General features: G+C 45.5%; 17 protein-coding genes. 16 read left to right on the forward strand and 1 reads right to left on the reverse strand.

Going from position 1 to position 12,743, the window contains the following annotated elements; translation table 11 throughout:
* The first annotated feature begins 7 nt into the window (after nucleotides 1-7).
* The 14 genes from rpsN (at nucleotide 8) to rplQ (ending at nucleotide 7,374) form a co-directional block, all read left to right on the forward strand.
* On the forward strand, nucleotides 8-313 hold the full coding sequence (gene rpsN / locus EBI00_RS14675; protein ID WP_123096694.1) for a 30S ribosomal protein S14: 306 nt from the start codon (nucleotides 8-10) through the stop codon (nucleotides 311-313).
* 129 nt (nucleotides 314-442) lie between these two features.
* The gene (rpsH, locus tag EBI00_RS14680; RefSeq protein ID WP_123096695.1) at nucleotides 443-835 is read left to right on the forward strand and encodes a 30S ribosomal protein S8; all 393 of its coding nucleotides are present in this window, start codon (nucleotides 443-445) and stop codon (nucleotides 833-835) included.
* 8 nt (nucleotides 836-843) lie between these two features.
* Nucleotides 844-1,377, forward strand: coding sequence for a 50S ribosomal protein L6 (rplF, locus tag EBI00_RS14685; protein ID WP_123096696.1), 534 nt, complete (start codon nucleotides 844-846; stop codon nucleotides 1,375-1,377).
* Nucleotides 1,378-1,387: 10 nt separating this feature from the next.
* Complete coding sequence (gene rplR, locus EBI00_RS14690; RefSeq protein WP_024023513.1) at nucleotides 1,388-1,738, forward strand: 50S ribosomal protein L18; 351 nt, start codon at nucleotides 1,388-1,390, stop codon at nucleotides 1,736-1,738.
* A 10-nt stretch (nucleotides 1,739-1,748) separates the two neighbouring features.
* Complete coding sequence (rpsE, locus tag EBI00_RS14695) at nucleotides 1,749-2,249, forward strand: 30S ribosomal protein S5 (protein ID WP_110577377.1); 501 nt, start codon at nucleotides 1,749-1,751, stop codon at nucleotides 2,247-2,249.
* 6 nt (nucleotides 2,250-2,255) lie between these two features.
* Nucleotides 2,256-2,441 (forward strand): 50S ribosomal protein L30, encoded by a 186-nt coding sequence (gene rpmD, locus EBI00_RS14700; protein ID WP_012071918.1) that lies wholly within the window; start codon nucleotides 2,256-2,258, stop codon nucleotides 2,439-2,441.
* Nucleotide 2,442: 1 nt separating this feature from the next.
* Complete coding sequence (gene rplO, locus EBI00_RS14705) at nucleotides 2,443-2,877, forward strand: 50S ribosomal protein L15 (protein WP_123096697.1); 435 nt, start codon at nucleotides 2,443-2,445, stop codon at nucleotides 2,875-2,877.
* A complete protein-coding gene (secY, locus tag EBI00_RS14710; RefSeq protein ID WP_123096698.1) occupies nucleotides 2,878-4,209 on the forward strand; it encodes a preprotein translocase subunit SecY in 1,332 nt (443 codons plus the stop codon).
* 20 nt (nucleotides 4,210-4,229) lie between these two features.
* On the forward strand, nucleotides 4,230-4,343 hold the full coding sequence (rpmJ, locus tag EBI00_RS14715) for a 50S ribosomal protein L36 (protein ID WP_123096699.1): 114 nt from the start codon (nucleotides 4,230-4,232) through the stop codon (nucleotides 4,341-4,343).
* A gap of 124 nt (nucleotides 4,344-4,467) precedes the next feature.
* A complete protein-coding gene (gene rpsM, locus EBI00_RS14720) occupies nucleotides 4,468-4,824 on the forward strand; it encodes a 30S ribosomal protein S13 (RefSeq protein WP_123096700.1) in 357 nt (118 codons plus the stop codon).
* 64 nt (nucleotides 4,825-4,888) lie between these two features.
* On the forward strand, nucleotides 4,889-5,281 hold the full coding sequence (gene rpsK, locus EBI00_RS14725; protein ID WP_009836290.1) for a 30S ribosomal protein S11: 393 nt from the start codon (nucleotides 4,889-4,891) through the stop codon (nucleotides 5,279-5,281).
* 14 nt (nucleotides 5,282-5,295) lie between these two features.
* On the forward strand, nucleotides 5,296-5,916 hold the full coding sequence (rpsD, locus tag EBI00_RS14730; protein WP_123096701.1) for a 30S ribosomal protein S4: 621 nt from the start codon (nucleotides 5,296-5,298) through the stop codon (nucleotides 5,914-5,916).
* Between the two features lie 33 nt (nucleotides 5,917-5,949).
* On the forward strand, nucleotides 5,950-6,954 hold the full coding sequence (locus tag EBI00_RS14735; RefSeq protein WP_123096702.1) for a DNA-directed RNA polymerase subunit alpha: 1,005 nt from the start codon (nucleotides 5,950-5,952) through the stop codon (nucleotides 6,952-6,954).
* A gap of 42 nt (nucleotides 6,955-6,996) precedes the next feature.
* Entirely contained in the window at nucleotides 6,997-7,374 is a 378-nt protein-coding gene (gene rplQ / locus EBI00_RS14740) for a 50S ribosomal protein L17 (protein WP_123096703.1), read from the forward strand.
* Between the two features lie 180 nt (nucleotides 7,375-7,554).
* Here rplQ and uvrA read toward each other — a convergent pair whose 3' ends face one another.
* Entirely contained in the window at nucleotides 7,555-10,377 is a 2,823-nt protein-coding gene (gene uvrA / locus EBI00_RS14745; protein WP_123096704.1) for an excinuclease ABC subunit UvrA, read from the reverse strand.
* A 152-nt stretch (nucleotides 10,378-10,529) separates the two neighbouring features.
* On the opposite strand from uvrA, the gene EBI00_RS14750 reads away from it, so the two are divergent.
* Both EBI00_RS14750 and ssb read left to right on the forward strand, forming a co-directional pair.
* Entirely contained in the window at nucleotides 10,530-11,888 is a 1,359-nt protein-coding gene (locus EBI00_RS14750) for an MFS transporter (RefSeq protein WP_123096705.1), read from the forward strand.
* A 40-nt stretch (nucleotides 11,889-11,928) separates the two neighbouring features.
* Nucleotides 11,929-12,657, forward strand: coding sequence for a single-stranded DNA-binding protein (gene ssb, locus EBI00_RS14755; protein WP_123096706.1), 729 nt, complete (start codon nucleotides 11,929-11,931; stop codon nucleotides 12,655-12,657).
* The last annotated feature ends 86 nt before the right edge of the window (nucleotides 12,658-12,743 follow it).

Consider the following 12,743-nt stretch of genomic DNA (forward strand, 5'->3'; position numbering starts at 1 on the left):
AGGAATCATGGCAAAAATTTCAATGATTCAGCGCGAAGCAAAACGCACTAAATTAGTGGCTAAGTACGCTGAAAAGCGTGCTGCCCTAAAAGCGATCATTAGCGACGTTAATGCATCGGACGATGAAAAATGGGAAGCTTCGCTTAAATTGCAAGCACTTCCACGTGATTCATCTTCTTCTCGCCAGCGTAACCGCTGTCAAATCACGGGTCGTCCGCACGGTGTTTACCGTCGCTTCGGCTTGTCTCGTATCAAACTGCGTGAAGCAGCGATGCGCGGTGATGTACCAGGCTTGAAGAAAGCTAGTTGGTAAGCAAGTAGATCACGATCATAATACATGGCAGTGAGAGGGGTGTCTAAATACTGGACATTCGTCTCGCTGCTGTGTACTATGCGCGAGCTCTATTTGCTGCACAATGGTTTTTAAATTAGGAGCTCTTAAATGAGTATGCAAGATACCCTTGCGGATATGTTTACACGTATTCGCAATGCACAGATGGCTGCAAAGACTTCTGTGAGTATGCCTTCATCAAAAATGAAGTCATCTATTGCTGCTGTTCTACGTGAAGAAGGTTACGTTGGTGACTTTTCCGTAGATGACGCAGTAAAACCTACTCTTACAATCGAGTTGAAATACTACGAAGGTAAGCCGGTTATTGAACAAATTAAACGCGCTTCTCGCCCAAGCTTGCGCCAATACAAAGGCACAACTGCTCTACCTAAAGTAGAAGCTGGCCTTGGTGTTGCGATCATTTCTACCTCTAAAGGTGTGATGACAGACCGTGCAGCACGTGCTGCTGGTATTGGTGGCGAAGTAATCTGCACTGTATTCTAGGAGTTAGTATGTCTCGAGTTGCTAATAGTCCCGTGACGCTTCCTAGTGGTGTAGATTTGACTCTTAACGGCCAAACCGTCATCGTAAAAGGCGGCAAAGGTTCTTTAGAGTTTAATGTTCACACAAGCGTTGTTGTGTCTAAAGAAGAAAATGTTATTACCTTCGCTGCGCGCGATGGTGCAAAACAAAGCCGTGCCTTAGCTGGTACTACTCGTGCTCTTGTTAACAACATGGTTGTTGGTGTTAGTCAAGGTTTCGAGAAACGTTTATATCTTCAAGGTGTCGGTTACCGTGCTGCGCTTAAAGGCAGTGTGCTTAACCTATCTCTGGGTTTTTCTCACCCAGTAGATTACGAATTACCCGAAGGCATAACAGCTGAATGTGCTTCTCAAACAGAAGTTGTGATCCGTGGCATTGATAAACAAGCCGTTGGTCAAGCTGCTGCAGAAGTTCGCGGTTTCCGTCCGCCTGAGCCTTATAAAGGTAAGGGTGTTCGTTATGCTGACGAAGTTATTCGTCGTAAAGAAGCTAAGAAGAAGTAGGTAGGCATTCATGAACACTAAAAAACAATCTCGGATTCGTCGTGCACGTCGTGCTCGTTTGCATATTCGTGACTTAGGTGCGAATCGTCTAACTGTACATCGCACGCCACGCCACATGTATGCTCAAGTGATTTCTCCTTGCGGTAGTAAAGTGCTTGCTAGCGCCTCTACTCTTGAGGAAGCGCTTCGCGGTACAGCGACTGGTAATAAAGTAGCAGCTAAAGAAGTTGGTACTTTGATTGCTACTCGTGCTAAAGAAGCAGGTGTCACTTCGGTCGCATTTGACCGTTCTGGCTTCAAATATCATGGCCGCGTTCAGGTTCTTGCTGACGCTGCTCGTGAAGCCGGTCTAGAGTTCTAAGGGGTAGCAAATGGCAGTTAATGATCAACAAACTAGCGACCTCCAAGAGAAGCTAGTACAAGTAAACCGCGTTGCTAAAGTAGTGAAGGGTGGTCGTATCTTCTCTTTCACAGCTTTGACAGTCGTTGGTGATGGTAATGGTAAGGTTGGCTTTGGTCGTGGTAAAGCACGCGAAGTGCCTCAAGCTATCCAAAAAGCAATGGAACAAGCTCGTCGTAACATGGTTTCCGTTAAGCTAGATGGTGATACTTTGCAGTATCCTGTTAAAGCAAACCACGGTGCCTCTAAAGTTTACATGCAGCCTGCGTCTCAAGGTACTGGTATCATCGCCGGTGGTGCAATGCGTGCGGTTCTAGAAATCGCTGGCGTTCACAACGTATTGGCGAAATGTTACGGCTCTACAAACCCAGTAAACGTAGTTCGTGCTACGATCAAAGGTTTGCAGGATATGAAAGCACCTGAACAAATCGCGGCAAAACGCGGTAAGTCAGTCGATCAAATTTTGGGGTAATGTGTTATGGCGAATAATACCATCACAGTTCAACTAACCCGCAGCCCGATCGGTCGTCTTCCAAAGCACCGTGAAACTGTTAAAGGCTTGGGTTTGCGCAAAGTTGGCCAGACACGTGAATTAGAAGATACACCTTCTGTTCGCGGCATGGTTAATAAAGTTTATTATATGGTTAAAGTGGTAGGAGAATAACATGTTCTTAAATACACTTCGTCCTGGCGAAGGTAGCAAGCATGCTCCTAAACGTGTTGGTCGCGGCATTGGTAGCGGCTTGGGCAAAACTGGCGGACGAGGCCATAAAGGTCTTAAATCTCGCTCAGGTGGCTCAGTAAAACCTGGTTTTGAAGGTGGTCAAATGCCTTTGCAGAAACGTCTGCCAAAATTCGGTTTTACTTCACGTCAGGCAAAGTATGTTGCTGAAGTTCGTTTAAACGAACTTGCTGCTGTAAATGCTGAAGTTGTAGATTTAGCTGCTCTTAAAGGCGCTGACATTCTAGGTCATCAGATTAAGACTGCACGTGTAATTTTGTCAGGTTCAATCGACAAAGCGATTACCGTTCGTGGCCTTAAAGTGACTAAAGGTGCTCGTGCCGCTATTGAAGCAGCTGGCGGAAAAGTCGAGGAATAAATGGCAAAGCGTGGCTCACTACCTGCTGGAGTACAAAACGGTTTAGGCGAGCTGTGGGCTCGCATTCGTTTTGTCTTTATGGCAATTATTGTATACCGAATCGGTGCGCATATTCCTGTTCCAGGTATTAATCCTGACAGGTTATCAGCGTTGTTTGATCAAAATGAAGGCACTATTCTGAGTTTATTTAACGTATTCTCAGGGGGCGCGCTTGAACGCATGAGTATTCTTGCGCTTGGGATTCTGCCCTATATTTCTGCCTCTATTATTATGCAGTTATTGACGGTTGTGAGTCCTCAGCTTGAGCAGTTGAAAAAAGAGGGTGAAGCGGGACGTCGTAAGATTACCCAATACACTCGCTACGGTACCGTACTACTCGCTCTTATTCAGTCAGCTAGTATGGCTGTGGGTCTTGCTAGTCAAGGTATTTCTTTTAGCAGCGGCATTGAGTTCTACGCTGTTGCTGTGATTACTTTGGTTGCTGGTACTGTTTTTCTTATGTGGTTGGGTGAGCAAGTTACCGAGAAGGGGATTGGTAATGGTATTTCCATTCTAATCTTTGCGGGTATTGTTGCTGGCCTTCCCTCTGCTTTAGGTCGTTCATTTGAATCGGCTCGTCAAGGCGATATTAATATTTTAGCTCTGTTGCTCATTGGTGTGTTAGCCATAGCGACTGTCGCTTTCGTTGTTTTCATCGAACGTGGTCAGCGCCGAATTACGGTTAATTATGCTAAGCGTCAACAAGGCAAAAAAGTGTTTGCTGCACAAAAGAGTCATTTGCCGCTTAAAGTGAATATGGCTGGTGTTATACCACCTATCTTCGCTTCAAGTATTCTTCTGTTTCCTGCTTCAATCGGACAATGGTTTGGGCAGGGCGAAGGTATGGAATGGTTGCAAAACACTTCCTTGGCATTGGCCCCCGGGCAACCACTCTATGTGCTGTTGTTTGCGATAGCAATTGTCTTCTTTTGCTTTTTCTACACAGCCTTAGTGTTCAACCCTAAAGATGTGGCAGATAATTTAAAAAAATCCGGTGCCTTTTTGCCGGGTATTCGTCCAGGTGATCATACCGCTCGATATATTGATGGTGTAATGACTCGTTTGACACTGTTTGGTGCTTTGTACATCACACTTGTGTCCCTGATGCCTCAGTTCTTTGTTGTTGCGTGGAATGTTCCATTCTACTTTGGCGGTACCTCTATGTTGATCGTAGTGGTTGTCGTTATGGACTTTATGTCGCAAGTTCAAAGTCACCTGATGAGTCAGCAATACGAGTCATTAATGAAGAAATCTAATCTGACTGGTTATGGTCCAAATGGCCTAATGCGCTAAGCGTAAGGTTGGAGTTGAACATGAAAGTACGTGCATCTGTAAAGAAAATCTGTCGTAACTGTAAAGTCGTTCGTCGTAACGGTTCAGTTCGTGTGATCTGTATTGAGCCTCGCCACAAACAGCGTCAAGGTTAATTGCGAGATCACTCAATGATAGGTAAGGGTGGTTGATTTTTGTCCTAAAGATAGGCATAATCTGCCGCCCTCATGAAAGTAAAATGATGGTTGGTTGATCATCAATAACAACGGAGTAAAATGAATGGCTCGTATAGCCGGTGTCAATATTCCTGACAATAAACATGCGGTCATTTCTCTGACTTACATCTTCGGAATTGGTCGCACTCGTTCGCGCGCTATTTGCGCCGCTACTGGTGTTGCAGAGACTGCTAAAATTGGCTCTCTAAGCGATGAAACGCTTGACTTACTTCGTGGAGAAGTTGGTAACTACACTGTAGAAGGTGACTTGCGTCGTGAAGTCAGTATGTCTATCAAACGTCTGATGGACCTAGGCTGTAACCGTGGTATCCGCCACCGTCGTAGCCTACCTGTTCGTGGTCAACGTACCAAAACGAACGCTCGTACACGAAAAGGTCCTCGTAAACCTATTCGTAAGTAATTTAAACGCGTTTCGCTCTAGTCACAAGTTTACTAGAGCTGAGCATTAAATAGGAAAGTGCAATATGGCTAAGCCAGCTACGCGCAACACCAAGAAGAAAGTCAAAAAGACGGTCGTCGATGGTGTTGCTCATGTACATGCGTCATTCAATAACACGATTGTGACGATTACAGACCGCCAAGGTAATGCCTTGTCTTGGGCTACTGCCGGTGGTTCTGGTTTCCGTGGTTCTCGTAAAAGTACTCCATTCGCTGCTCAGGTAGCGGCTGAACGTGCCGGTGCTGTCGCACAAGAATTCGGCCTTAAAAACGTTGACGTAATGATCAAGGGCCCTGGTCCTGGTCGTGAGTCCGCAGTCCGTGCATTGAATGCATTGGGTCTGCGTATCAATAACATCACAGATGTGACGCCAATTCCGCACAACGGTTGCCGTCCACCTAAGAAACGTCGCGTTTAAGAGGAGACAGATACATGGCTCGTTATATAGGTCCAACTTGTAAGTTGTCTCGTCGTGAAGGTACCGACTTGCAATTGAAGAGCGGTTCACGCGCTCTTGAGTCGAAATGTAAAGCAGAAACGGTTCCAGGTGTGCACGGTGCACGTCGTGGTCGTCTTTCTGATTACGGCTTACAGTTACGTGAAAAACAAAAAGTTCGCCGTATGTATGGCATTCTTGAAAAGCAATTCCGTAATTACTACAAATCTGCTGCTCGTCTTAAAGGTGCTACTGGTGAGAACCTTCTGCAACTTTTGGAATCACGTTTAGATAACGTTGTTTATCGCGCAGGTTTTGGTTCTACACGTGCTGAAGCTCGTCAACTAGTTGGCCATAAAGGCATTCTAGTAAATGGCGCTTCTGTTAACATTCCGTCTTACCAAGTGAAAGCTGGTGACGTAGTGTCGATCCGTGAAAAAGCTAAAAAGCAATTGCGTGTACAGAACGCACTAGAGCTATCTAAAGGTCGTGCACCAATCCATTGGATTGAGGTTGATTCAACCAAGCTGGAAGCAACTTACAAAGCTGTTCCAGAGCGTGCCGATTTGTCAGCAGAAATTAATGAGAACCTAATTGTCGAACTTTACTCTAAGTAATTTGATGATTAGGATTATGAAATAGGTGGATCTATGCAGCGTTCAGTGAGCGAATTGTTAACCCCACGCAACATTGAAGTACAAGAGCTAAGTAAGACGCGTGCTAAAGTAACACTGCAACCGCTTGAACGTGGTTTTGGTCATACGCTTGGTAATGCTCTTCGCCGTATTCTTTTGTCTTCGATGCCAGGTTGTGCGATTGTTGAAGTTGAAATCGACGGTGTGTTGCATGAATACAGCGCAATCGAAGGGGTTAAAGAAGATGTAATTGAGATTCTTCTTAACCTGAAAGGAGTTGCGATCGCTCTACACGGGCAAGATGAAGCAACTCTTACTTTAAGTAAAAAGGGTCCAGGTGTCGTAACAGCAAGTGATATTCAGCTTGTTGCAGATGCTGAGATTGCTAACCCAGATCATGTTATTGCTCACTTAGATGATACTGCTGAATTAACTATGCAGATCAAAGTAGCCCGTGGTCGTGGTTATGAGCCTGCTGATGTCCGTATTGCGAGCGACGATGAGACTCGTCCTATTGGTCGCTTGCAGCTGGATGCCTCATTCAGCCCTGTTCGTCGTGTTGCTTATAATGTTGAAAATGCTCGTGTTGAGCAGCGTACTGATCTAGATAAGTTGGTTTTAGACATCGAATCTAACGGTACTATTGATCCAGAAGAAGCCATTCGTCGTGCAGCGACTATTCTTCAACAGCAAATCGCCGTCTTTGTCGCTCTTGAAAGCGAAAGCGAAGCGCCTGTTGTTGAAGAAGAAGATGAGATTGATCCAATTTTGCTACGCCCGGTCGATGATCTTGAATTGACCGTTCGCAGTGCTAACTGTTTAAAAGCAGAGAACATTTATTACATCGGTGATTTGATTCAACGCACTGAGGTTGAGCTTCTTAAGACGCCTAACCTTGGTAAGAAGTCGTTAACTGAAATCAAAGATGTTTTAGCACAGCGTGGTTTGTCTTTGGGAATGCGTCTAGAAAACTGGCCACCTGCTAGTTTGAAAGACGATAGCAAAGTTCTAGCTCGCTAGGTCATTGTTCCCTGACCACCGTAGTTTGGTAAGGAATGTAAAATGCGTCATCGTAAGAGTGGACGTCACTTAAACCGTACTAGCTCACATCGCAAAGCGATGTTTAAAAATATGGCTGCTTCTTTGTTTGAGCACGAAGTTATTAAGACGACGTTGCCAAAAGCAAAAGAATTACGCCGTGTTGCTGAGCCTTTGATCACATTGGCGAAAATCGATTCCGTTGCGAATCGTCGTCTTGCTTTTGCTCGTACTCGTAGCAAAGATGCAGTGGGTAAATTGTTTACTGAACTTGGTCCTCGTTACCAAGCTCGTCCTGGTGGTTACATTCGCATTCTTAAATGCGGTTTCCGTTCAGGTGACAACGCGCCTATGGCTTATGTCGAATTGGTCGATCGTCCAGTCGCAGAAGCCGCTGAGTAATATCAGTTTGTAATAAAAAGCCGAGCTTTATAGCTCGGCTTTTTTTTGTTTTTTTTGGACTTTCGGATTTTTTTATTTCATCTATTTTATCGTGTTTTGAGTTTCTCCAAAAAATGCACAAAAAACCCCGACTAGATTAACTTGTCGGGGTTTTTGATCTATTAGGTCATAGCGACTTGATCAGGCAAGCATATTTTTCAAGAATCGACCGGTATGGGAGTTGGTCGCTACAGCAATGTCTTCAGGTGTCCCTTCTGCAACAATGTAGCCGCCACCGCTACCTCCTTCAGGACCAAGATCGACAATCCAGTCTGCGGTTTTTATGACGTCAAGATTGTGTTCGATTACTACTACCGTGTTGCCATGGTCTCTTAAACGATGAAGTACTTTCAATAATTGCTCTATGTCGGCAAAGTGCAATCCTGTTGTTGGTTCATCCAGTATGTAGAGCGTGGTGCCAGTATCTCTTTTGGACAATTCTTTGGCCAGTTTGACGCGTTGAGCCTCACCGCCCGATAAGGTTGTCGCTGCTTGACCAAGACGAATATAACCTAAACCTACATCCATTAGAGTTTGTAATTTTCTAGCAATAGAAGGTACAGGGTCAAAAAATTCTCGTGCATCTTCGATGGTCATTTCAAGACAATCGTGAATATTTTTGCCCTTATAATGTATTTCTAATGTCTCACGATTGTAGCGTTTACCTTTACAGGTATCACAAGGCACGTAAATGTCTGGCAGAAAATGCATCTCTACTTTGATAACACCATCTCCCTGACAAGCTTCACATCGTCCGCCTTTTACGTTAAAGCTAAATCTTCCCGGTTTATAGCCCCGAGAGCGCGACTCTTGGGTCGCTGAGAAGAGTTCTCTCATGGGAGTAAAGATACCCGTATAGGTCGCTGGGTTTGATCTTGGTGTGCGTCCAATTGGGCTTTGATCAATATCCACACACTTATCGAACAGGTTAAGCCCCTCGATACGTTCGTGTGGGGCGGCTTTAAGAGTTGTGGCGCCGTTTAAGGCGGTTGCCGCCAGGGGATACAAGGTACCATTAATGAGTGTGGATTTGCCTGAGCCAGAGACACCGGTAATGCAGGTCATTACGCCAACAGGAATCTTCAAATTCACTGTGTTCAGGTTGTTGCCCGTTGCACCAATAAGAGTCAGGAACTGTTCGTTTTTGGCTTTGTGTCGAATGCTAGGTATTTCAATTTTACGTTTACCGGTGAGAAACTGTCCAGTCACCGACTCTTCACAATCCATGATGTCTTGAGGCGTACCACTGGCGATAATCTGTCCCCCATGAACACCCGCCCCTGGACCGATATCGACCACAAAGTCGGCTACCCGAATGGCATCTTCGTCATGTTCGACAACAATCACGGTATTGCCCAAATCTCTTAATCTCGTCAAGGTTGCAATGAGTCGTTCGTTATCGCGCTGGTGTAAACCAATGGATGGTTCATCAAGGATATACATGACACCAACGAGACCCGCTCCAATTTGGCTGGCAAGCCTGATACGTTGTGCTTCACCGCCTGAAAGCGAGTCCGCTTTACGATCGAGCGTGAGGTACTCTAAACCGACGTTGACTAAAAAGGTTAAGCGATCACGAATTTCCTTGAGTATTTTGGACGCTATCTCCCCGCGGGAGCCTGGTAAGTCTAATGCTTCAAAGTACTTTAGACATTCCGCTATAGGGTAGGTAACGACTTCAGGGAGTGTTTGTTCAGCGATAAAGACGTTGCGAGCAGAGCGGTTAAGCCGTGATCCATGGCAATCTGGACAGGGTTGTACGCTAATGTATTGTGACAGGTCATCGCGAACGCTTTCTGATTCGGTTTCATGGTAGCGGCGTTGTAAATTTGGGATAACACCCTCAAAGGAATGAGAGCGTGTCATTTTATCGCCGCGTTCATTAATGTAAACAAAATCGATTTTGTCTTTTCCAGAGCCTTGTAAAATACGTTTTTTGAATTCATCAGGGATGTCTTGATATTTTGTTTCAATATTAAAATTGTAATGCTTTGCTAGGGCGCTTAACTGCTGGTAATAAAAAATGCTGCGGCGCCCCCAGCCTCGAATCGCGCCTTCTGCTAACGTCAGTGTTTCATCTTGAATGATTCGATCTGGATCGAACATTTGATGTGTGCCAAGCCCATCGCAAGTCTGACAAGCACCGTTAGGGTTGTTAAAGGAAAAGAGTCGCGGCTCGAGCTCAGTCAAACTGTAACCACAAACAGGACAAGCGAATTTACTGGAAAATACATACTCTTCTTTTTCGTTATCCATGTTGATGACTTTAGCGATGCCATCGGATAAGCCAAGACAGGTTTCAAACGACTCTGCCAAGCGTAATTGCAAATCTGAGCGTACCTTGAAGCGGTCAATCACCACTTCGATGGTATGTTTTTTGTTTTTTTCAAGCGTCGGTGCGTCGTCTAAATCCACCACTATTCCGTCGATTCTTGCACGTATAAAGCCTTTTGATAGCAGGTCACTAATAGTGTGTAAGTGCTCACCTTTTCGATCTTTGATGATGGGCGCAAGTAGCATCATCTTGGTGTCTTCTGGCAACGACAAAACATTATCGACCATCTGGGATACAGTTTGTGCCTCTAGAGGCTCGCCATGATCTGGGCAACGTGGCTGCCCCGCTCTGGCAAATAACAATCGTAGATAATCATAGATTTCTGTTATTGTACCAACGGTTGATCTGGGGTTGTGGGACGTGGATTTTTGCTCAATCGAGATGGCCGGAGACAGGCCCTCAATATGGTCAATGTCGGGCTTTTCCATCATGGATAAGAATTGTCTGGCGTAAGTAGACAAAGATTCTACGTAACGTCGTTGACCTTCAGCGTATAATGTATCGAAGGCGAGAGAGGATTTACCTGAGCCTGAAAGGCCAGTTATCACCACAAGTTTGTCTCTTGGGATGTCTAAGTCCACATTTTTCAGGTTGTGAGTGCGGGCCCCGCGTAGGGTAATGGTATCCATGAGTCTCCAATAAAAGTCGAGCAACAAAAATGAATCAGCAAGTAAATAAAATAACTGTCTATTTTTACAGTAGTTGAAATGGAGCTTCAACGCTATTTTAAGTAAAATGCTACCTTTTTTAAGTTCCTAAGTTAAACGGTTGTAATTCCCATATGGATCTACTCGAGCGACGTTCTGTTCTTGCCTTGGCAACCATCTATTTATTTAGAATGCTCGGGCTCTTTCTCATTATGCCCATTATCAGTGTGGCGGCGGATGACATGTCTGGTGCGACAGCGGCTTTAATCGGTCTAGCTATTGGTGTTTATGGCCTGACTCAAGCGGGTCTGCAAATTCCAATGGGGATGTGGTCTGACAAGATTGGCCGCAAGCGAGTCATTGTTATTGGCTTGCTGCTGTTTGCTGTGGGCAGTCTGATTTGTGCGAATGCTGACGATATATTCACGCTCATTGTTGGGCGAGCCGTACAAGGGGCGGGAGCGATAGCCAGCACCCTAATGGCGTTATTAAGTGATGTGACAAAAGAGCAAAACCGTACCAAGGCGATGGCGCTTGTAGGCGTCAGTATAGGGGCTTCTTTTATGTTGTCTTTGGTGCTGGGGCCATGGCTTTATGCGCTTATTGGTCTTGCTGGCTTGTTTTACTTATCGCTTGTCTTGTCGTTACTGGGCATCGTTCTCATTCTTTTTGCCGTGCCTAATATAGTGCAGCACACGTTTCGTCGAGACACGACGCCCAGTCTGCAGGCTCTAGGGGCTGTTTTAAAAGATACACGCCTGCGCTTTTTGAATATCAGTGTTTTACTTCTACATGCCAGTTTAACGGCTTTGTTTGTGACGGTGCCAAGTTTGTTGATTCAGCAGTTTGATTTTCCATTGGCACAACATAGTTGGTTGTACCTTGTCATTATGGGTTTTGCTTTTATAGGTATGCTACCATTAGTGATTATTGCTGAATCCAAAAATAAGATGAAAGAAGTGCTGGTTATCGTCCTTGTTCTGCTTGGCGTCAGCTCTATTTCGTTGCATTGGGCGCCTTATTTATGGGTGTTTGGTGTCTTGTTATGGTTGTATTTTGTTGGTTTTAATTCTCTAGAGGCTGTATTACCGTCTTTAGTGAGCAAACTTGCTCCTGTTGGTTACCGTGGAACGGCAATGGGGGTATTTTCAACACACCAGTTTATGGGATCTTTTCTGGGGGGGGTTAGTGGCGGTTGGCTGCTGCAATATCACCCAGAGGGTGGTGTCTTTTGGGTCGTGGGCGTGGTCTTTCTAGCGTGGTCGCTTGTCTGCTTGACGCAGCCTGCTCCTCGACAGTTAAGCAGTATTGCGTTTAGCTTGCCTAAAATGACAAATGAAGAAGTCACGAAGTTGGCGGATCAACTTTCTGAAATCCAAGGAGTGGAAGGTATGCAAATTTTCGAAGATGAGCAGACGGCTTATCTTAAAGTCGATAAAAAAAGATTAGATAAGGACACTTTGTTGCGCTTAGCGCCGCAGGTAACCCTTTAAAGCAGAACGTATTTTTATATTTAATTTGGAGAAGAACGTCATGGCACGTGGAATAAACAAAGTCATCTTGATTGGCAACGCAGGCAACGATGCCGAAGTGCGTTTTATGCCATCGGGCGCCGCCGTTGCGAACGTGAACTTAGCAACTTCAGAAAGCTGGCGTGATAAGCAAACAGGCCAGATGCAAGAGCGCACTGAATGGCACCGAGTCGCTTTTATGGATCGCGGCAACTATCGTCTTGGACAGATTGCAGGCGACTTTATTAAAAAGGGCTCAAAAGTCTACATTGAAGGCTCTTTGCGTACTCGTGAATGGGAAAAAGACGGCATTAAGCGTTACACAACAGAAATCATAGCGAATGAAATGCAGTTGCTTGATGGGCGTGGCGACGGTGCTGGACAGCAAAGTGGTGGTTACGATTCTATGCAAGGCGGTGGCGGCTACGGCAATGCGCCACAACAGTCTGCTCCTCAACAAGGTGGATATGGTCAAGTGCCAGTGCAACAGGCACCACAACAGCACGCACCTCAAGGTGGCTTTAATCAGCCTCAAGGTGGTTATGGTCAAGCACCACAGGCGCCTGCTCATCAGCCTGCGTCAGCACCGCAACCACAATCTTTTGGTAGTTGGGGAAATCAGCCACAGCAAGCACCGGCTCAAGCCGCACCGCAGCAACGTGCGCCACAGCAACCGACTCCGAAAGCGCCTGAGCAAAAGCCTCAGCCCGCGCCGAATTTTGACGACTTCGACGATGACATTCCATTCTGAGGCGACGGTTAGATAAAAAAGGCTCCTGTTAGGGGCCTTTATTGTTTTATAGTGCTTTTACAGAGAAGATGCGTAAACCAAAGAGG

This window comes from Marinomonas hwangdonensis, assembly GCF_003721245.1.
Taxonomy (GTDB): domain Bacteria; phylum Pseudomonadota; class Gammaproteobacteria; order Pseudomonadales; family Marinomonadaceae; genus Marinomonas; species Marinomonas hwangdonensis.